Source organism: Rhodopirellula sp. SH410 (assembly GCF_055811895.1).
The window spans coordinates 7,876,974-7,896,406 of the sequence record NZ_CM147949.1 but is presented as its reverse complement, the minus strand read 5'-3'; the positions used below and the strand labels follow the sequence as shown (position 1 = coordinate 7,896,406).

At 56.9% G+C, this 19,433-nt stretch carries 16 protein-coding genes, 2 tRNA genes and 2 pseudogenes; 12 read left to right on the top strand and 8 right to left on the bottom strand.

What is annotated here, in order from left to right; genetic code table 11:
• Positions 1-13: 13 nt before the first annotated feature.
• A complete protein-coding gene (locus tag SH410x_RS29065) occupies positions 14-220 on the bottom strand; it encodes a hypothetical protein (RefSeq protein ID WP_473673192.1) in 207 nt (68 codons plus the stop codon).
• 244 nt (positions 221-464) lie between these two features.
• Here SH410x_RS29065 and SH410x_RS29060 point away from each other — a divergent pair.
• Positions 465-533, top strand: a pseudogene (locus SH410x_RS29060) (hypothetical protein); the annotation flags it as partial.
• A gap of 74 nt (positions 534-607) precedes the next feature.
• On the opposite strand, the gene SH410x_RS29055 reads toward SH410x_RS29060, so the two are convergent.
• Positions 608-976: a hypothetical protein gene (locus tag SH410x_RS29055; RefSeq protein ID WP_473677450.1), complete on the bottom strand. Its 369-nt coding sequence runs from the start codon at positions 974-976 to the stop codon at positions 608-610.
• 424 nt (positions 977-1,400) lie between these two features.
• On the opposite strand from SH410x_RS29055, the pseudogene SH410x_RS29050 reads away from it, so the two are divergent.
• Positions 1,401-2,740, top strand: a pseudogene (locus SH410x_RS29050) (ATP-binding protein).
• A gap of 274 nt (positions 2,741-3,014) precedes the next feature.
• Here the strand turns inward: SH410x_RS29050 and SH410x_RS29045 are convergent.
• The 3 genes from SH410x_RS29045 to SH410x_RS29035 all read right to left on the bottom strand — a co-directional run bounded on the left by SH410x_RS29045 (position 3,015) and on the right by SH410x_RS29035 (position 5,283).
• Positions 3,015-5,018 carry a hypothetical protein gene (locus SH410x_RS29045; RefSeq protein WP_473673190.1) on the bottom strand — a complete coding sequence of 668 codons (2,004 nt, stop codon included), beginning with the start codon at positions 5,016-5,018 and terminating at the stop codon, positions 3,015-3,017.
• 40 nt (positions 5,019-5,058) lie between these two features.
• Positions 5,059-5,131, bottom strand: a tRNA-Ala gene (locus SH410x_RS29040).
• A 78-nt stretch (positions 5,132-5,209) separates the two neighbouring features.
• Positions 5,210-5,283, bottom strand: a tRNA-Ile gene (locus SH410x_RS29035).
• 397 nt (positions 5,284-5,680) lie between these two features.
• Between SH410x_RS29035 and SH410x_RS29030 the strand changes: the two genes are divergently transcribed.
• Positions 5,681-6,337, top strand: coding sequence for a PEP-CTERM sorting domain-containing protein (locus tag SH410x_RS29030; protein ID WP_473673188.1), 657 nt, complete (start codon positions 5,681-5,683; stop codon positions 6,335-6,337).
• Positions 6,338-6,777: 440 nt separating this feature from the next.
• Here the strand turns inward: SH410x_RS29030 and SH410x_RS29025 are convergent, their stop codons facing one another.
• Positions 6,778-8,403 carry a mechanosensitive ion channel family protein gene (locus SH410x_RS29025; protein WP_473673186.1) on the bottom strand — a complete coding sequence of 542 codons (1,626 nt, stop codon included), beginning with the start codon at positions 8,401-8,403 and terminating at the stop codon, positions 6,778-6,780.
• A gap of 355 nt (positions 8,404-8,758) precedes the next feature.
• Here SH410x_RS29025 and SH410x_RS29020 point away from each other — a divergent pair, with 355 nt between their 5' ends.
• Positions 8,759-9,034, top strand: coding sequence for a hypothetical protein (locus tag SH410x_RS29020; RefSeq protein WP_473673184.1), 276 nt, complete (start codon positions 8,759-8,761; stop codon positions 9,032-9,034).
• Between the two features lie 58 nt (positions 9,035-9,092).
• Positions 9,093-10,760, top strand: a complete 1,668-nt coding sequence (locus tag SH410x_RS29015) for an ABC1 kinase family protein (protein ID WP_473673183.1) — start codon at positions 9,093-9,095, stop codon at positions 10,758-10,760.
• 210 nt (positions 10,761-10,970) lie between these two features.
• Here SH410x_RS29015 and SH410x_RS29010 read toward each other — a convergent pair whose 3' ends face one another.
• Positions 10,971-11,990, bottom strand: coding sequence for an NHL repeat-containing protein (locus tag SH410x_RS29010; protein ID WP_473673182.1), 1,020 nt, complete (start codon positions 11,988-11,990; stop codon positions 10,971-10,973).
• Between the two features lie 201 nt (positions 11,991-12,191).
• Here SH410x_RS29010 and SH410x_RS29005 point away from each other — a divergent pair, with 201 nt between their 5' ends.
• The gene (locus tag SH410x_RS29005; protein ID WP_473673180.1) at positions 12,192-13,781 is read left to right on the top strand and encodes a sulfatase family protein; all 1,590 of its coding nucleotides are present in this window, start codon (positions 12,192-12,194) and stop codon (positions 13,779-13,781) included.
• A gap of 149 nt (positions 13,782-13,930) precedes the next feature.
• On the top strand, positions 13,931-14,926 hold the full coding sequence (locus SH410x_RS29000; protein ID WP_473673178.1) for a YhdH/YhfP family quinone oxidoreductase: 996 nt from the start codon (positions 13,931-13,933) through the stop codon (positions 14,924-14,926).
• Between the two features lie 63 nt (positions 14,927-14,989).
• Here SH410x_RS29000 and SH410x_RS28995 read toward each other — a convergent pair whose 3' ends face one another.
• Complete coding sequence (locus SH410x_RS28995) at positions 14,990-16,270, bottom strand: radical SAM protein (RefSeq protein ID WP_473677433.1); 1,281 nt, start codon at positions 16,268-16,270, stop codon at positions 14,990-14,992.
• A 260-nt stretch (positions 16,271-16,530) separates the two neighbouring features.
• On the opposite strand from SH410x_RS28995, the gene SH410x_RS28990 reads away from it, so the two are divergent.
• The 5 genes from SH410x_RS28990 to SH410x_RS28970 all read left to right on the top strand — a co-directional run bounded on the left by SH410x_RS28990 (position 16,531) and on the right by SH410x_RS28970 (position 19,430).
• On the top strand, positions 16,531-17,946 hold the full coding sequence (locus SH410x_RS28990; RefSeq protein WP_473673176.1) for a Gfo/Idh/MocA family protein: 1,416 nt from the start codon (positions 16,531-16,533) through the stop codon (positions 17,944-17,946).
• A gap of 132 nt (positions 17,947-18,078) precedes the next feature.
• The gene (rplM, locus tag SH410x_RS28985) at positions 18,079-18,534 is read left to right on the top strand and encodes a 50S ribosomal protein L13 (protein ID WP_473673174.1); all 456 of its coding nucleotides are present in this window, start codon (positions 18,079-18,081) and stop codon (positions 18,532-18,534) included.
• A gap of 18 nt (positions 18,535-18,552) precedes the next feature.
• The gene (gene rpsI / locus SH410x_RS28980; protein WP_473673172.1) at positions 18,553-18,966 is read left to right on the top strand and encodes a 30S ribosomal protein S9; all 414 of its coding nucleotides are present in this window, start codon (positions 18,553-18,555) and stop codon (positions 18,964-18,966) included.
• A gap of 13 nt (positions 18,967-18,979) precedes the next feature.
• Positions 18,980-19,201, top strand: a complete 222-nt coding sequence (gene infA / locus SH410x_RS28975) for a translation initiation factor IF-1 (RefSeq protein WP_008681989.1) — start codon at positions 18,980-18,982, stop codon at positions 19,199-19,201.
• A gap of 130 nt (positions 19,202-19,331) precedes the next feature.
• Positions 19,332-19,430 carry a 50S ribosomal protein bL37 gene (locus SH410x_RS28970; RefSeq protein ID WP_473673170.1) on the top strand — a complete coding sequence of 33 codons (99 nt, stop codon included), beginning with the start codon at positions 19,332-19,334 and terminating at the stop codon, positions 19,428-19,430.
• Positions 19,431-19,433 lie beyond the last annotated feature (3 nt).

Sequence of the window (19,433 nt, the reverse complement as noted above, 5' to 3'; positions counted from 1 at the left end):
GAAACTCCGGATTTTAAAGAGAGTCGATGATCGCGTTCATTTTTTTCGCGTCAATCTTGGCCCGATCCATCACTGCCTTTTTCATGTATTCGCCGACCTGCATCCCCTGCATGTTTGCTGCCGCGGTAACCACAGCGTGTTCATTGATCGAGAGGAACACCTTGAGCTGCTTGGTCTGGCTTTTGCCTTCTGACTTCGCGGTTGGCTCTTTCTTGCTCATCGCACTTTCGTTCCCGTCGCGGCTCGCGACTGTTTAGAGTTGTTAAATCACAAAAGGCCTCCGGGACAAGGGGGACCCTAGGGCCCCATGATACCCAGTGGCCTTTCCCTGTCAACTCAGTGACATGTCGCGGGGCGGTGAAAAGGGACCAGTGATGGACGCTTGAAAGTCCTCCGCATTGTGAGGGGGTTGGCCGATCTACTGTTGGACGTTTTGCACGTTGCGAGACGGAGAGCAGCAGGCTGTGGCCAATCATTTAAGCGTGACGAAATCCAATGCCATCGAGAAGTTGCATCAACAGGGCCAGTCGCAGCGGCAGGTCGCTGAAACGCTCAGCGTCGATCGCAAGACCGTTCGGCGACATCTGGCCGTTGCCAGCACCAGCGATCAAGCCGAGCCGCAGTCAAGCGGTACCACCGCGCCCACCGGCTCAGACGTTACGGCGGATCTGAAATCGGGAGCTACGGTTGCCGCCACTTCGGCCAGCGACAGCGAGCCGTTTCTTGAAATCATCGAAGCCAAATACCACAAGGACTGCACGCCCTGCGGATCTTTCAAGACATGCAAGACGAACATGATTTTCGAGGCAGCTACTGGAGCGTTCGCCGCTTCGTCAAGAAACTCAAGACCGAAAAACCGACCGCGTTTAGACGCATCGAAGTCGAGCCAGGCTGGGAAGCCCAAGTTGACTTCGGCACCGGCGCGCCGGTCAGCGGCAAAGATGGCAAGAATATGCGAACCCATGTGCTGAGTCATTCACGCGAGCGCTACGCCGAGGTCGTCCTTCGTCAGACCACCGATGATTTCCTCACGGCACTGGAGAATGCGTTTTGGCATTTCGGTGGCGTCCCCAAGACCGTCGTCATTGATAACCTTCGCGCCGCCGTAAAAAAGCCAGATTGGTATGACCCTGAACTGGTGCCCAAGTTGCGTGCCTTTGAAAAAGCACTACGGCACAACGATCCTGCCGACGAAGGCCTGCACGCCTCGCCACAAGGGCAAAGTCGAACACGGTGTCGACTACGTTCAGGAGAACGCACTATGAGGCCGACCGTTCAAGTCGCTGATCGAGCTGAACGATTTCCTGGCACACTGGGAATCCACGGTCGCTGGCTTGCGAATTCATGGAACCACTCGCAAGCAAGTCGGTGCACACTTCAGTGCGTCGGAGAAGGACACGATGTTGTCAGTGCGAAGCGATCGCTTCGCCAACTTTACCGAGGCACGACGCAAGGTCAACCGCGACGGTCACGTGGCGATCGACCGCGCGTTCTACAGTGCGCCGCCTGAATATGTTGGCCGCGAAGTTTGGGTGAGGTGGGACGCTCGCACCGTGCGTCTGCTCGACAACGACTTAGAAACCATTGCCGTGTTCGCTCGCAGCGAGCAGGGAAAGTTCAACACCAAGACTCAGCACATCGCCAGCGAGAAGATCAACTCCGTCGAACGTGGTGGTGCGTACTTGCTCAGAGAGGTCGCGTTTATAGGGGGTAATAGCACTCGGTGGAGCCAAGCGATGCTGCGCAGTCGCGGAATCGCCGGACACCGCGTTCTGCAAGGTCTGTTGTCGCTGGCCAACCGGCATCGCTGCGAAGAGATCGAACAAGCGTGCGAGATCGCGTGGCGCCATGGCGACCTCGGACTGCGGACGATTCGCACGTTGATCAAGCGCGGTGGACCGGTTCAGGAACTGATGCCGTTATTGGAGGACCACGAACTGATCCGACCGCTGGCTGATTACGACCAGTTCGTTCACCTTTGTGTGGCATGGCCGAATCGCTGGAGGTGCGTCTTGCCAAGACGACCACTAGTAAGCTCACCCATTTTAGAATTCTTAGAACTGGTGCTGGCCGATGAATCACTGGTGCGGAACGACCGCAAGATCGAGCGTGGTGTTCGTCGCACGGGCTTTCGCGATGTTCGGCGACTCGAGGATTTTGACTTTTCGTTCACTAGCAGTATCGACCGACCGAAGGCGTTTGACTTAGCCAGCCGTCGCTCCTTGTGAGGTGCCAAGGACGTACTGATGTGCGGCCCGCCGTGCACGGGCAAGAGTCATTTGGCGCAGGCGATCGGTCACGCGGTGATCCGCAGCGGTGCGTTGGTTTACTACCGCAGCATCTTTGACGTGGTGCGAGACTTCTTGGACGACGAGGCGATGGGCGGTGAAGAGAAGGTGCTCGCACGATACCTCAAACCGGCCCTTTTGATCATCGACGACATGGGAATGAAGCAGTTGCCGAAGCGCTCGGGCGAATATCTCTTCGAGATCATCATGCGCCGCCACGAGGTTCGTAGCGTGATGATGGCGACGAACCGACCGTGGAGGACTGGGGCAAGTTGATCGGTGATGTCCCCAGCGTCAGCGCGATCCTAGATCGGTTCTTGCAGCCAGCCGAGATCACGAAGATCACCGGTTGTAGCTACCGGCAAAAAATGCCGAGAAAAACTCAAAAGGGACCACAGCGCCCCCTGGCCCGGCATCCGAAGAAATCACTTAGATCAGGCCCAATCGCCTGATCCCGTGCCACCAACTTCAAAACGGACCAGAAGCGCCCCGAGGTGGTCCTTCAACGTCAACTGAATAATTGCGGCAGCTGAAAGAAACTGACCCGCATCAAGAAACCCAGATCCATTGGAGTCAACCTCTGAGGCCAGGCACGGGATCCGCCGATAGTATCCTCAGGACGTATCTGATGATTTCCCGCCAGGCACGGACAGGACAAGAACATGCCCGCGGAACTGCACTCGCGCTCACCAAAGCGGCGGAGTCGGGTTCCTAAAGCCCAACGATCTAGCCTGCGAGCGGATCGTGAGTTGCGAGTGGGTCAGGAACCCCGTCGAAGATCGGCTGAAGCAGCTGACGGTATTCTTTTTGGGCTTCGAAGAGATGAGCCCATGGCCGGTTCGAATAATGCTTGAAGAGCAGCTTGTCGCCCTTGTGGGGAATCCCATGAGCCAGTGCAACGCTGGCGAGAACGGCACGGTTCTGATCGCCGCCCAGCCAATTGCTCATCTGATCCCTGAGCGTGCCGAAGGGGAGCCCGGGAACTGCGTTTTTCCCCTCAGCTTTGTTAACCCGAGAGCACAATCGACTCCATTTATTCGAGAACGAGGACTGGGCGTTGCGGGATGAATCGCGGTAGAGGTTGCTACCGGTGCTCGTCAGCAGCATTCGTTCGGAAGACTTCAGTGGTCGTTTGAGTCGTCGTTCGAGATCAGCTTTCCACCACTGGACCAACTGAACGGTCTCCGGCCACAACCACCACCAACCGACAACGTCAGTCTTGGGTCGGAGAAGCCCACACCAAGAGTCGTTATCGCTGCTGACGATCTCGAGACCTTCCTTCGTCCATGGGTGAGGTTGGTGCAAGGACAGATCTTCCCATTCGACTCGGCCGATCTCGGCCGCACCATGCGAGCAATTCAGGCACCAGATCATTTTCAATCGCTCTGCTGGCAAGGCGTGCTTGTAGAGAAGTTTGAGGTGATCGATGCTGAATGTCTTGAGCTCGATGTCCTGGATGGAACGTCGATCTGAGGATAGGCGCTGGACTTTGGTTTCAATCAAGTCGAAGTCTTCTGGCCGCCTCCAGGCAAACTTGTCGCGAGTGTGCAGCCATTTAAAGAACCGCTTGAGTTCGCCGATGTGACTGGAACAGTGCGTAAACGAGAGTGGCTCGTCTGACCTCAGGTTGATTGGACGGTTTCTCCAGAAGTCAAAGATCTCCTGGCACCGCGTGAAATCTAACATCGCCAGAGGCACATCTGCCTGTCGCTTCGCGAAGTTCTCAATCAGGCCAACCATATGGTGGCCGCTGCCATCGAACTCACCGCCCTTGGTGAAATCAGCGATGCGTTTCTTCGTATATTCTCGGACGGCATCGTGGAATGTGCCCGTGATGAGCGGTATCTTTTCCGCAGGTGGCGTTTGGGAGCGTACCTTGGCGGTGGTGACGATAGCTTCTCTCGCGGCCCGCTCGTGGAACTGAGCCGTTTCGTCAACGTGATGCTGTGACATGGCCCACGACACCGACGGGTAGGCTTCGTTGAGGCGATTGAGCAAATTAAATGCATCCTGCCAGCGTAGTTCGGCTGTTGTTGGCGGATGTGACTCAGCAGGGCTAGAAAACACCTTGGCAAAGTGCCCAAAGCGGTAATCGACCTTGTTGTCGCGGAAGACGGAGTCGAGCAACTCTGGCAATGGCGGAAGTGGAAGTGGCCGAACGCCCTGCTTGATTTGCTCGGCAATCCACAAGGCAAGGGGCGTCCATTGGGCCGTTTTATCACCCGTCGTTACGCCACCGTTTCGTCCGCTAACCCCGAACGCTGACCATTCCCCAGCGGGGGAGTCTGCATTGCTCTCTTGGCTGGCCTCAGCGGCGGCAGTTCGCTGCTTCAGAAATCGCTTCGCCTCAGCCTCTAATGCGAATTCAGGAAGGCTCGCTAATACGACCGGGTCGATGAAGACCTGGCTCAGGCAAAAACACTCATGATCACTCCACAGTTCCCTGAGACGCGTGATGCGAGTCTCGACATCCTGCTGAGTGAGTCCACGCGGTAGCCGCCACCGCTTACCCTGAAGGAAGAAACGCTCACCCTTCGCATCGGTGCCTCGGGTCGATTTCTGACGGCTGTGCCGCCGCGTGATTTTGCCGCTTGATTGGGTAATGGTGACCTCCGGGAACTCTGTCCGCTGACGTCTAATTGGACCCAGAGATCCACCTAATTGGACCTCCGATTGGACCCAATTGACTTGAAACAGCCTCCTTTCGCAAGGTAATTTCCGTAAGTCCATAAAAAAAGCCAACTTGCGACGAATCGCAAATTGGCCAAAGTGGAGGTAGACGGACTTGAACCGACGACATCCTGCTTGCAAAGCAGGCGCTCTCCCAACTGAGCTATACCCCCGAGGTATGGATGAAGATTTGAAACCTCAAGCGTCCAGAACAAATGAACTGGAACAATGATAACGTAACACTTCTTCAATGGGCGTGCCAGAACTCGAATCTGGGACCTCGTCGTTATCAGCGACGCGCTCTAACCAACTGAGCTACACGCCCGTGCGTTTCTGGCGTTGAAACCAGAGGGGTCGAAGTTTAGGAAGTTTTGACGGTTTGTCAAAGCCTCTTAAGGCTCCAATCGGTGCAAATTTCTTAAAAGTTTCCCATCACGCCAGCGTGCCAACGAATCTCGCACGAATATTCTCCTTCGGACTCTGATTCAGCATCACTTGAGTCATTTCGATCGATTAGCGACCGTTCCCTATACGAAGTGTCCGGTTCGAAATGCGAAGCCCCATTGCAAAGCGTTCGATTCATTCAGAACCATCCCATACGGGGAACAGGAACGCCCTAATGACTTCACCCCACATCTTTCATGGACACTCATCAACCGCAGCATATACTACCTATCCTACCAGACCCAACTTCAAGTTTCTCTTCTCACGTCGAATCGACAATGAACATCCGAATCGCCACTGCGGCAGTCATTTTATCGTTGGCTGCCGGATGGGTTCCAGCGTCCGCCTCGCTCGTCACCTACGTTTTTACGGGACAGGCGTCGGCCACGATTGGTGGGAACTACTTCGGCAATTTGGACTACACGATCAATTTTTCGATCGACAGTTCGGCGGTGGATCAACTCCCAGCCGCTGAAGCAGGCGGATTCGGCGGTGGACAGGCCCGACTGACCTTGACGGACCTCAGTGCGATCCCGGTTTCGACGGGAGTTACCAATGCTCTGTCAACGAATGTCACCGGCATCAGGCTTGCAAGGATTCTCCCTGACCAGCAGCTCATTACGCTCGTCAATCCTTCTAATTTCGGCATCGGAGCAATTTCGGGCGCGTGGAATTCGAACGGGCCGCTCGTTACCGTCGACACAATCTCGCCTCTCAATCCAATCTTACTTCCCTCGACCGCGACCAATCAATATAGCGGTCCTTTGGCTTGGAATTTTGGGGGAGGTGTACCGATTGTGAATTTCAATGGCGTCAGTTCATTTATCGCGGGCAACGGCGCCGCGGTCCCCGAGCCCTCGACAATGGTTGCCTGCGCGGTGGGCGTGATTGCCGTTTGCTTGCGTCGACGCAAGAAGAAAAACGCCGCTTGTTGAAGGTTGCTGGCTGTCGTTTGAATCGACCTTCGCACCGCTGCTGTGAGCCCAAGTGCTGAATCGGCACCGCTGCTAACTCGGGCTTTGATTCGGTAAAACGCTGCCACCGGAGACTGACGGCCCCGAGCAGAGAGTTACCGTCCTGTTCGGGACGATGGCCCAATCTTGCCTGATATCGCGATCCCCACACTCAGGGGAGCGAGGCGATCGGATCGTTTGAGAAACAGCCTCGATTGGCATCGAGGATGGAAGGAAATTTGCACAATCCAAAGATGCAGTATGCTCAACGGTTTGGCGGATCCGGCTCGTGACCGGGCGCATTGTGTTTCCCGATGCCTTACGGCATTCGGATCATCTGAAACAGTGTCCAATGTGGCTGAACGCTCTGCGGTCGGCGATAGGACGCTTAGTGCGGGACCCGATGCCTTACGGCATTCGGATCATCGGGTGGTGTCTGCACTCGGCGTGGGCGCCGAGCCGTAGTAGTGCACGTCTTGTTGTGGATAAGGGAACGAGATACCGGTTTGATCGAATTTACGTTTGACTTCCCGGGTAACCTCCGTTTTGACTTGCCACCAGTCACCGGTTTTGGCCCAGGGGCGGCAAACGATGTTGACAGAGGAATCAGCCAGCTCGTGAGTCACGACGACTGGTTTGGGGTCGCGGAGGACGAGATCGTTGGCCGCGAGGATGTCCTTGATGAGGCTCTCGGCCTGCTCAAAATCATCGTCGTAGCCAATGCCAAACTCCATATCGACGCGGCGGGTCGGGTTGGCGGTGATGTTGGTGATCACATTGTTCCAAATTTCGTTATTAGGAACATGAATGGTCTGGTTGTCGAAGGTGCGAAAGGTGGTCGAGACCAGATTCATTTGGGCAATGGTCCCGGTAATGCCACCGGCATTGACCACGTTGCCGACGTCGAAGGGGCGATTGATGAGGATCATCAACCCGCTAGCAAAATTGCTGAGCGTGCCCTGCAGGGCCAATCCGACGACCAAACCTGTGGCCCCGATCGCCGCCAAAACCGGCGTGATATCGACTTCCAAAGCAGTCAGGGCGATGGCGAATCCAACCAACATGACGATGTTCTTGATCATGCTGGCGATCAATCGTTCGGCGAGCTGGCTGAGTTTGAGCCGGCGATCGAGCAACCAGTTGACGATTCCGGCAATCAATTTGGCAATCAAGTAGGTGATAAACAGGGTCAGCAGAAAGCGACCGAGGTTCCACCCCAAGCGCTGACCGCCTTCTTTGGAGGCCAGCCACCCGACGATCCCCGCCCAAGCCGCAGCGGCATCGGACGTATCCAGTTCGATGCCGGAGACCCTGGCGGAATACAAGCGATATTCCTTCACATCGCCACCTTTGGCTTCGAGCGAATCGAGTACCGCTCCCAAGCGATCACTCAGCGCCGTTCGCTGATCCTGCAATTTATTGACGTTCGTCAGCATATTTCGTTTGAGTTCGGTGGCCGATTGAGCCGTCGAGGGTTGGCTGTCGGCCGCAGCATCGGCATCCGAATCGTTTTCAGTGGCCCCCTTCTCGCTGGCGTCCTGGCTACCGGCGTCATCCGCATCGGTTTTGTCCGCATCGGCCTCCGCAGCCGCATCGGCCGCAGCCTTCATAGCCTCTTCGCTGAGTCCCAGATTTTTCTGGGCGGTTGCGGTCACCTCCTGTTCTTCCGCCTGGGCTTCGTCGGTGCCCGTTTTGGTAATCGATTCGGCGACCTCCAATGAATTCTTCGCCGCCTGATCGTCATCGGAGTTCACCGCTTCAATGGCCTTCTTGACACCCATTCGGACGGCCGAAATTTCGCGTGCCTTCGCACGTAGCAACTTGAACCAAGCGTCCGACTCGACCTGCAGCTCCGACTTCGTCAGCGGTTTGAGCATCACCTTCAACTGGTCCAGCGGAATGCTGGGATTGATCGTTGTGTGAGCGGTATACTCGGGCGCCTGGGACTCACCTTGGTCAGCTGCCGGGGCCGATAGGGAGAACAGACCACTGCCGATCACAACAGCCATCATCCACAGGCACTGAGTCCTCACGCTAACATTCTTCATTTCGTTGGCTCCGTTTATAGGTGTCACTAGTCAATCGATGGAGAGCTGCAAGGCTAAGGGAAATACTCATCAATCACAATTGCGACGCCCCTGCTCCGAGGCGTCTTGCTGAGTGGCTGACTTGCCTCATGGCTAGATATGGATGATATTCACGCTTTGCGGGTCATTCGTGACCGACTCGGGGCCCCACCACTCCGGCCCCGAAGTCAGGAACGAGCGGAAAATTACTGTCTGAAGTTATGGTCGAACGCTCCGCGGTCGACCATTCCGACCGCGGAGCGTTCGGCCACTTATTTTCCGCTCGTTCCTTTGCGAGGGCGATGTTTTTCCGAGAACACTTCCACAGAGAGCAGAAATGGCGACTGAACACGATAACTTGAATGACCTGATCATCGGACTCAAACAACAACGCGACCATCTTCGCGTTCGCATGAATTTGGCCGAGATGGAAGCCAAGCAAGAATTCGATCGCTTGTCCGATCAAATCAGCAAGCTGGCAGATCAATACGAACCCGTCCGCAGCGCGGCCTCCGAATCGGCCGGTGGTGTGTTGGCAGCGTTGACATTGGCTGCCGAGGAAATGAAGAGTGGTCTGCAAAAAGTAGTCGAAGCTGTCAAGGAAGCGAAATAGTCGACAATTGAAATAGGCAACTTCACTCTCTGCCCTGCTCCGTGCATTAGGACGGCTCATGATCGATTCATCCACACTGCCACAAATCGTGCGGAATGCCGAACGACTCAACGAAGTCGTCTCCATCCTGCTTCGCTACGGACTCGCTCCGTGGCTGAGCAACGCGCCGGCGGATTGGATTCAGCGGCTGCTTCGCACCACCGATGGCGACCAGATCAGTGGGCTCGAACGGCCCGTCCGCATCCGGATGGCACTGCTCGAACTCGGTACGACCTATATCAAACTCGGTCAGATGCTCAGCACGCGAGCCGATCTGGTCGGCCCGGAACTGGCGGCCGAACTGGCCAAATTACAGTCCAACACGCCACCGGACTCACCTGAAACGGTGATCGAGATGATCACTCAGGAGCTGGGCAAACCCCCCTCGGAGATCTTTCGACGTTTCAATGCAGAAGCGTTCGCGTCCGCTTCGATTGGGCAAGTTCATGATGCCGAACTGCATGACGGGACCATCGTCGTCGTCAAGGTCCAGCACGCCGGCATCGAAAAACGAATCCGCAACGACTTGGAAATCCTGGTCGAATTGGCGAGAGTGGCTGAATCCAACTCCGCGTACCTGGCTCAGTATCAACCCACCGCCACGGCGAAACAGTTTTGCAAAACCCTCGAAAGCGAACTGGATTTCAGTACCGAGCAGCGTAGTCTCCAACGATTTCGACATGATTTCAAGGACGATCCCACGGTAACCTTCCCGCTGCCCTACGAACAAGAGTCGTCACGCCGCGTCATGACGATGGCGAAGCTGGACGGAATCAGCGTGTCTCACCGCGATGAGCTCATCGCGGCCGGTTACGATCTAGCCGATTTGGCATCCCGGGGAGCGAATCTGTTTCTGCAGATGGTGTTCCGCCATGGTTTCTATCACGCCGATCCACACCCCGGAAATCTGATGGTGTTGGATGGATCGATCATCGGCGTGCTGGACTGCGGGATGGTCGGTCGGCTCGGCGGCGAGATGCGCGAGCAAATCGAAGATGTCTTGATTGCGGCGGTGGAGCGGGATCCCCAACGGATGGTCGACGCGGTCGTGAACATCGGCCAGCCGCCTGCGGATCTCGACCGGCGGGCTCTGTTACGCGACATGGAACAGTTCCTCGACAATTACGGTTCCCGCTCGATCGATAAGATTGACACCTCCTCGGTGATCGATGATTTCACGACGATCATTCGCGAATACCACATCGTGTTACCGCCCGACGTCACGCTGCTGCTGAAAATGGTGGCGATGCTCAAGGGCACCGCTACCCAACTCAGCCCGCAATTCAGTCTGGAGGAATTGCTCGAGCCCTATCGCATCGAGGCGGTCAAGAGTCGCCTGTCACCCCAGCGATGGTGGCGGCACATTGTCGCCACGAATCGAAGTTGGACGCATCTGATCCAAACGCTGCCTGGCGACACCGCTGACATCCTCAGCCGTCTCCGGCAAGGTAGTTTTGACGTCCATCTGGACCATCGAAATCTTGGCACCATCGTCAACCGATTGGTGATGGGGATCCTGGCCGCGGCAACATTCGTCGGGTCCACCCAACTTTGGAGCAGCAATGTACCGCCCCGCATCCAGGGCGTCTCCATACCCGGTATCCTGGGCACGGCCGTCGCTGTCCACCTCGGCAGCCGCGTCCTCCGGGCGATAAAAAACTCCGGTGACATGCGGGATGCATCCTAGCGTCAGTGTGCCCGGCGCATGAGCCAGGCCCGTAGGATGGGACCATTGTCCCGTCCGAGGGGCCATTGCATGAAACGGTTGGTGACCTGCTCGCTCGGGACAAGGGGTCCCAAGCTACGATGACATGCTCGCTCGGGACAATGGTCCCAAGCTACGATGACCTGCTCGCTCGGGACAATGGTCCCAAGCTACGGTGACACTCGATCGGGTTTATTTCAAACCTTTGATCGCGACCACGCTGCCATCGGCGGCATCGAACGTGTCGCCGAGTTGCGTGACGTACAGCCGATTGTCGGGACCGAACGCACAGGACACGGGGCCCTTGAGCTTGATGCCGCTCTCGGTCACGTCAACTTTGCCGTCATCGCCGAGTTCGACGGTAACCACGCGGCCCTCGTTGACGCTCGTCAGTGACCAGTTGTTTTCAACGACTGCGAACTTATTGCCTTCGATGTGGGCCATGCCCATGGGGTTGATCAAATCGGCGAGTTTCCACTGAGCGACCGGTTTCTTGGTCTTCAAGTCCCACTGAACAATCAATCCGTCGGCTTCGCCGCCCTTGCCGGAGTAGAGTACGTAGAGCGTGTTATCGGGGCCCACGACCGTTTGCATGGGCGAATTCGTTTCGATTCCATTGTCATCGGCGGACAACAGCGGCACGAGTTTTTTGGTGGCAGGATTGGCTGACAACACCCATGTTTTTCCGTCGAATCCCTGCCCGCAGACGAACACTTCTTTGCCGTCTTCGGAGACACTCAGGCCCGTTAGATTGCCTTCGCCCTTGTCCGCTTCATCGTCAGTCGTCGGACCGACCGAGTTGGTGGCCACGCCCGACGAAGCTTCGCCCGGTCCGTCGAACATCAACAACGTTTCTTCGCCGTCAAGCTTGCCCGAGTCCGTCACGACGAGGGTCTTACCAATCCAAACCGCCGACAGCGGACCGACGCCGTACCACTTCTTTCCGGTGTCATCACTCTTCCAGAATTCCGTATCGAATCCTCGGATGTAATCGATGGGCGTTTTTTCACGCAGCGTGCCCAGGGGCAGCACCATGACGCTGCCACGCGAATCGCACAGCGTCAATTCGCCCGCCTGGTTGAAACTGACACTCGAGGGGTTCTGCAAACCTTTGAGTACCGTTTCAACGGTTGGCTTCTCAGCCTGAGCAGCTCCAGAGAACACCAGACTCAGAACGGCGATCGATGGGGCGAACCAGTTTTTCAATCTCATTTTTTAGCTCTTCTCGTTGCATGTGGTGAGTAAGTTGTTGGCCCGCCGAAAGGCGGCGGCACCGGACCGGGCAAATCTCGCTAGAAGCGAGTCTATCGCAATCCCTCAGCGATCAAAAGTTGGCTTGTTGGGTGGGACTGCAGTACACTGTCACGCATACGGTGCAACTCCTTCCCGCTTCCCTCCTTGGATTGCCAATTCATGACGATACCACGAATAGTCACCTCGCTGTTGCTGGCAACTTGCGTAGCAACCATCGCGGCTGCCGATCGGCCCAACATCATATTCATCTTTTCAGACGATCACGCCGAGCAAGCGATTTCGGCATACGGTTCGAAGGTGAACCAGACACCCAATATCGATCGCATTGCCGAGCGTGGGGCACGCTTCACCAACTCATTTGTCACCAATTCGATCTGCACGCCGAGCCGGGCGACTCTGCTGACGGGCCAGTACTCGCATCTCAATGGGGTGCCGGTGTTCAATCAATTTGACTCCTCCCGCGACACGGTCGCAAAGCACCTGCAGGCGGGCGGATACCACACGGGCGTGATCGGCAAGTGGCACCTCGGCTCGGACCCTGTCGGCTTCGATCGTTGGATCGTACTCCCCGGCCAGGGTGCTTACTGGAACCCCCAATTTCTCGTCGATGGCAAGCAATTGACGATCGAGGGGCACTGTACCGATATCACCACGGACCTGGGCATCGAGTTCCTGAAAACGCGTCCGCAAGACAAGCCCTTTTTCTTGATGCTGCATCAAAAGGCCCCGCACCGGAATTGGCAGCCCGACCTGCGTAACCAAGCGAAATTCAAGGACAAAAAATTCCCAGAACCCGAGACGCTGTGGGATGACTACGCGACCCGCCCCGCCGCACTCCCCGAGAATCAGCAAACCGTTGCCCACGACCTGACTCGCCGCGACCTGAAGCTCCTGCCGCCAACCGAACTGAAAGGCCGGGAGGGCAATCAATGGCTGAACGTCAAACCCAAGGAGTTGACGATCGATGGCGAAAAACTCACCGGTGATGAATTGACGAAATGGAAATACCAACGCTACCTGCAGGACTACCTCGCCTGTGTGCAAGGCGTCGATGACGGGGTTGGCAAAGTCCTCGACTACCTCGATACATCGGGTTTGGCCGAGAACACGATTGTCATCTACTGCGCCGACAACGGCTGGTACTTGGGCGAACTCGGACTCTATGACAAACGGTTCATGTACGAACCGGGCCTGCGGGTGCCCTTGCTCGCCTGCGGTCCTGGCATCGATGCCAACAGCACGCCCGATCAGTTCGTCGCGAACATCGACTTGGCCCCCACCTTCCTCGATCTCGCCGGTCTCCCCGTCCCGGAGTTCATGCAAGGCCGCTCGCTCGCCCCGCTGCTACGCGGCGAATCGCCTTCGGATTGGCGTGAGACGGTTTATTACCGTTACTACCATGACCCCGGCCACCACAACACAGCGGCCCATCTGGGCGTACGAACGAAGACGCACAAACTGATTTATTACTGGAAGATGGACGCCTACGAGATGTTCGATTTGGTCAACGACCCCAGCGAGCAACACAACCTGCTGTTCTCGGCCGAGGAAGCCAGTAAGCCGGAGATCGCAGCGAAGTTCAACGAGCTGAAGACTGAGATTGTCCGCTTGCAGAAGGAGTTCAAAGACGACGGTCAGTACGCCGACCCGGTGACGTGGCCCAAGGGTGGCTCAGACGGTCCCTTCAAAAACCATCGCCCTGCAGGGAAGAAAACCGTTGCCGAAGCCATCGAACTGGCGGCCGGTTAGGACAGCATCAGCCCCGGGCGCAAGTCCGGGGAACTGGTCTTCGCGATTTCAATTGGTTGATTGCCCGCGTCCCCGGACGGGTGGCCAGGGCTATCTCCTGTCATCGCTTTGCGATTTCAAATCCAACTGTCCCTGGGCCCCCAACCACCATGACGCCAAACTTTCGCTGCATGTATGTCACTCGAGACGACGATGCTGTCTCGCGTCAAGTCACCAAGCGACCCAGCACGGACCTGCCCGGCGGCGATGTTACCATCGCGGTGCAGTGGTCCAGCTTGAACTACAAAGACGCACTGGCGGCGACGGGCAATCCTGGCGTTGCCCCGAAACTGCCTCACGTTCCCGGGATTGATGCGGCAGGTGTCGTTGAAACCGGTACAGATCGCTTTCCCGCGGGCACGAAAGTGCTCGTGACGGGCTACGATCTCGGCGGGAGACACTGGGGTGGCTGGGCCGAGCGGATTTGCGTTCCGGAAGCATGGGTTGTGCCGCTCCCCGATCCTCTGTCGCTACGCGAAGCCATGATCATCGGCACGGCTGGATTTACCGCTGCCCAGTGCGTTCGCGAGTTGGTCCGCAATGAGGTCACTCCCGGCGAGAAACCCGTGCTCGTCACGGGGGCCACCGGTGGTGTTGGTTCGTTGGCGGTGAAACTGCTCGGCCAGCTCGGATATCGGGTCACCGCGATGACGGGCAAGCCCGATGCTGATGCGTGGCTGCGGAGCCTCGGTGCGAGTGAGATCGTTTCCCGCGATGAGCTGGACACCGCATCACAGCGTCCGCTGTTGTCGGCGCGGTTCAGTGGCGGCGTCGATACGGTGGGCGGTCCGACGCTGGTCTCATTGCTGAAATCGGTCGACGTCAACGGCTGTGTGTCGGCGTGTGGGATGGTCGGCAGCAGCGACTTGGCGATGAGCGTGTTCCCCTTCATCCTTCGTGGCGTGCGGTTGGCCGGGATCACCTCGGCGCTGTGCCCGATGGGCGAGCGTTTGAAAATCTGGGAGCGACTGGCCGGCCCCTGGAAAATCAGCGACCTCGATGCCATGGCCACCGAAGTGGGTTTGGACGACCTGTCGCCCAAGATCGACGAGATTCTCGCCGGTAAGATCCGCGGCCGGGTCGTCGTGAATGTGGCTGGGGTCTGACCACGGCAAAGACCCACTGCCTCTCATGTGAGAAGCATCGCAAATGCGAAAATTGAAATCGACCTACTTTGGTAGACCGATCGACACCACCTCCGGTGATTCGGAATTTGCAGGCGTCGACGTTTTCCGATCGGGGTCTTGGTAACGGGCCGCATCGAAATGCCGGCCGTAGGCACCGAAATCGTTGAAGGCGTATTTCTTGGCCCAGCGATAGACCAAGCTGCGTTCGGGAATTTCATCGCCCGGTTGGTATTGGCTGCGGCGCGGGGAAATCGCCTTCAGCTCCTCCATCACGGCGCCCCGGGCGGTCGTGTCGCGAGCACCGTGTTTGTTGGCGAGTTCGACCAGCAGGTCGGGGCGTTCCATGATCACACAGCCACGCGTGGTGCCCGCCGTGATTTCTCGGAAGTCTCGCAAAAACTCGGAGTTATTGAACGTTTCGGCGAGCGGCCGATCATCGTGAATCGATTCGGTCGCCAGCTGGATGACCGGGCATGGTTCGATATCGCCCCAGGGACCGATGTGGTGTGTGAATCCGGTCACGGCGGGACATAATGCGTTGCCCGCGTCATCATGATAAGCGTCGATGACCACGATCGGCTTGGTCGCCCGCGTGTCGACAACGAATTGTCGCACCCGTCGCTGTTCTTCACTGGAGAGTGCCAGTTGCGGATTCGGTTCGGGACCGACGGGGCGGTAAATATGGAACCAGCAATACATCACGCCCATTTCGATCAAGCGATCGACCCAGCGATCGGAGACCAGATCGTCGATATTGGATTTACAGACGCTCGTGCAGACACCAACGAGCAATTTATTCCGAATAGCCGCTTCGATACCCTCCATCGTTTGATTGAGCACGCCATCGCGGCCGCGCCGTGTGTCACTGATGATCTCACTGCCTTCGACACTGATCAGCGGCGTGACGTTGCCGCACTTGCGAAGTCGAGCGGCGACTTCGTCGGTGATGAAATGCCCGTTCGTGAAGACTTGGAAGTACACGTCCGGATGGGTTTCAAAAAGTGTCATCAGGTCTTTGTGCATGAACGGTTCGCCGCCCAGGATGCCAAAAAAGCTATTACCCATCGCTTTGGCTTCCCGAATCGTCTTGCTGGCGGCATCCAGTTCGATCTTGCTCTGCTTCGCCGCGACGTCGACCCAACAGCCTTGGCAGCGCAGATTGCAGCTATTGATGACGGACATGTACAGAAACGGCGGGAAAAATTCGCCCTTCTTCAGTCGCCGCTTGTGTCGGTGGATGCTGCGCAAACCCTTCACACCGAGCATCCAGACGGCTTTGGCCAACAGCCGTTTGTCGGTTTCGACCGCGAACCGGCGAGCCATTTTGAGATACATGAAGAACGCAGTGGTGGAGAGGGGAGTGGGGAGGCGGGAGTCGCTATTCTAACAGGTCGGCGAGACAAGGCAAAAGCGAATGTTTTTTCGACCGACGGCTCCGTCGGGGCGCGAGCGACGGGGCGCCTACCAGCTCAGGCGGACGGAGCCGCCTGGCTACCATGGCTAGGCGTACCATTGACACGTTGCCATGGTTACAATGTCTGAGGTTGCGTCCTTCTGTCACTATTCTCCCACTGGCTTGCACCATGACTGCGCAGAAAAAAACATCGATACCCCCTGTGTCCGCTTCGTCTTCAACCCCCACGAATAGCGAGGTGCGCCGCCGGAGCGTGCTCCAGGTCGCCGCCGGTGCGGCAGTGGCCACGCCTTATTTTGCATGGAGCCCACGCACCCTGGCCGATGAAACCAAGAGCAAGAACGATCGCCGGACGATCGGAGTCATCGGTGCTGGGGGGATGGCGACGGGAAATCTCAATGCCGCGCGCCAGTGGCTCGATGTGGTCGCGATCGCGGACGTCGACTCGGGTCGGGCGGACGCCTTCAATCAAAAGTTCAGCGACGGCAAGGCGGACGTGTATAACGACTATCGGCCCATGCTCGATCGGGATGACATCGATGTCCTGCACATCGCCACGCCTGATCACTGGCACACCAAGCCGTTGGTCGAAGCCATGCTCGCCGGCAAGGACGTGTATTGCGAAAAGCCGATGACGCTGACGATCGACGAAGGCAAATTGATTCGCAAAGTGCAGAAACAAACCGGACGCATCGTGCAGGTCGGTACGCAGCAGCGGAGCACCTTCCCGTTATTCGTCAAAGCGTTGGCGATCGTCAATGAGGGCCGACTCGGCAAAATCCAGCAGGTCCAAGCCGCCATTGGTGGCGCGCCGACGAGTCCCTCGATCCCGGTCGCCGAAGTCCCCAACAATCTGGATTGGGATCGTTGGTTGGGACCGGCACCCGCAGTCGACTATCGGCATTTGCGAAAGGACAAAAAAACCTTTACCAATTGCCACTACGAGTTTCGCTGGTGGTACGAATACTCCGGTGGCAAACTCACCGATTGGGGCGCCCACCACGTCGACATCTGCAATTGGGCACTGAAACTCAACGGCCAGACCGAGGGACCGACGTCGATCAGTGGCACCGCCAAACATCCCGTCGAGTACCAGCACGGCGTGCCGCTGCAAGATGACCGCTACAACACGGCCACCTCGTTCCAGTTCAACGTCCAGTATCCCGGCGATACCGAGATGATTATCCGCAATGACACCCGCAACGGCGTGTTGATTACCGGCGACAAGGGCCGCATTTTTGTCAGCCGCGGTGCGTTGCAGGGTCAACCCGTCGAAGATCTGGCCAACCATCCCTTGCCCGATGATGCGATTGCCAAGGTATATCGAAACATGCCGATGGAGTTTAACGAGCGGAAACAGCACTGGGCGAACTTCCTCTATTGCTCCGAAAACAAGGTCATGCCGATTTCAGACGTGCACTCTCACATGGAGATGCTCAACGTCTGCCATCTCGCGGGAATCTGTGCGCGACTCGGCCGCGAGCTGAAATGGGACGACTCGATCGAGCAAATCGTTGGTGATGACGAGGCCAACGCCATGCTCAGCCGTCCGTATCGCGACGGTTTTGCCATCGAAATGGGCTAAAAACCCCTACAATCTCGGCGGTTTGAAAAAAACCTTCGGCGCGACCGCGTCGGAGCCCTTGTCATGGTAGCGGTACGTCGGGTACGCTGTGCGATTCAAATTTTTGATGCCTCCCCGAGAAAAGTTCCCACCGTGGCTGTTCAGCGAACCTACATGGCCAAACCTGGCGAAGTCCAGAAACAATGGCACATCGTCGATGCAAGCGACGAAGTGCTCGGACGTTTGGCCAGCGACATTGCCGTCATTTTGATGGGCAAACACCGCCCCGAATATACACCGCACGTCGATTGTGGTGACTTTGTCATCGTGACCAACGTTGAAAAAATTGCGATGACCGGCAACAAAATGCAGGCTCGTCACTACACCTGGTACACCGGATACCCCGGCCTGCGGCTGGAGAGCTATCAAGATCGCCAGGAACGCAAACCCGAAGACTTGCTGCTGCACGCGGTTCGCCGTATGTTGCCCAAAAACCGCTTAGCGCGACAAATGCTGGCTAAACTCAAAATCTATGCCGGTCCCGATCATCCGCACACCGCTCAGCAGCCAACCGAATTGGTTCGTCAGAGTAAAAAAGTTAACAATTAGGTACTGAGTGTCGAATCCATGATTGCAGTAAAAAAAGACAAGATCAACGGCGACGCACTCGGTACGGGTCGTCGCAAAAGCAGTGTTGCACGAGTCCGAGTTCGATCGGGCAGCGGCAATATTGTCGTCAATGGCAAACCATTGAATGAGTTTTTCGTCAACGATCAACACCAACGTGACATTCTCGAAACGATCGAAGCGGCTGGATTGGCCGATCAGATCGACGTGCTTGTACGTGTTTCAGGCGGCGGCATGAGCGGCCAGAGTGGTGCCATCCGCATGGGCGTTGCCCGTGCGTTGTGCTCCCACGACGAAGCACTGCATGACTCGATGCGAGAAGGCAGTTTCCTGACGCGAGATTCTCGCATGAAGGAACGGAAGAAACCGGGTCTTCGTGGTGCTCGTCGCGGCGTCCAGTTTAGTAAACGATAACAAGGCGTTCGTTTTGAGCAAAAAAGAAGAAGCGTTCGAAGTAGAAGGGACTGTAACCCAGGCACTCGCCAATACCCGATTTCGCGTCCAACTCGAAACCGGCAACGATGTGCTCGCGCATGTCGCTGGCCGGATGCGAAAGCACTTCATTCGGATTGTCCCTGGCGATAAAGTCCGAGTTGAGTTGTCACCCTATGATCTCACCAAGGGTCGAATCGTGTATCGCGAGCGTTAAACGACGTTTCTTGTCGCAAAGCTTCCGAATCCAACATTGATGTTGCGAAACTCGTCCAGAGTTTTGCTATGCACCCTCCACGTAGCGGACCTCCCCAAGAGTTCCGTTCACTCTCACCAGGTAATTTGTCGTGGCCAAACCACACCATAAACTGAAGAAAGCGAACCACGGGCGGCGTCCCGCTAACGCCAAAGCTCGCAAAGCCCGACGCAGGAAGATCAAGACCTAGTTC

What these genes read in the sequence shown, in the direction of transcription:
- SH410x_RS29065 (WP_473673192.1), bottom strand. Translation starts at nt 220, where the DNA reads ATGAGCAAGAAAGAGCCAACCGCGAAGTCAGAAGGCAAAAGCCAGACC.
- SH410x_RS29055 (WP_473677450.1), bottom strand. Translation starts at nt 976, where the DNA reads ATGACTCAGCACATGGGTTCGCATATTCTTGCCATCTTTGCCGCTGAC.
- SH410x_RS29045 (WP_473673190.1), bottom strand. Translation starts at nt 5,018, where the DNA reads ATGGACTTACGGAAATTACCTTGCGAAAGGAGGCTGTTTCAAGTCAAT.
- SH410x_RS29030 (WP_473673188.1), top strand. Translation starts at nt 5,681, where the DNA reads ATGAACATCCGAATCGCCACTGCGGCAGTCATTTTATCGTTGGCTGCC.
- SH410x_RS29025 (WP_473673186.1), bottom strand. Translation starts at nt 8,403, where the DNA reads ATGAAGAATGTTAGCGTGAGGACTCAGTGCCTGTGGATGATGGCTGTT.
- SH410x_RS29020 (WP_473673184.1), top strand. Translation starts at nt 8,759, where the DNA reads ATGGCGACTGAACACGATAACTTGAATGACCTGATCATCGGACTCAAA.
- SH410x_RS29015 (WP_473673183.1), top strand. Translation starts at nt 9,093, where the DNA reads ATGATCGATTCATCCACACTGCCACAAATCGTGCGGAATGCCGAACGA.
- SH410x_RS29010 (WP_473673182.1), bottom strand. Translation starts at nt 11,990, where the DNA reads ATGAGATTGAAAAACTGGTTCGCCCCATCGATCGCCGTTCTGAGTCTG.
- SH410x_RS29005 (WP_473673180.1), top strand. Translation starts at nt 12,192, where the DNA reads ATGACGATACCACGAATAGTCACCTCGCTGTTGCTGGCAACTTGCGTA.
- SH410x_RS29000 (WP_473673178.1), top strand. Translation starts at nt 13,931, where the DNA reads ATGACGCCAAACTTTCGCTGCATGTATGTCACTCGAGACGACGATGCT.
- SH410x_RS28995 (WP_473677433.1), bottom strand. Translation starts at nt 16,270, where the DNA reads ATGGCTCGCCGGTTCGCGGTCGAAACCGACAAACGGCTGTTGGCCAAA.
- SH410x_RS28990 (WP_473673176.1), top strand. Translation starts at nt 16,531, where the DNA reads ATGACTGCGCAGAAAAAAACATCGATACCCCCTGTGTCCGCTTCGTCT.
- rpsI (WP_473673172.1), top strand. Translation starts at nt 18,553, where the DNA reads ATGATTGCAGTAAAAAAAGACAAGATCAACGGCGACGCACTCGGTACG.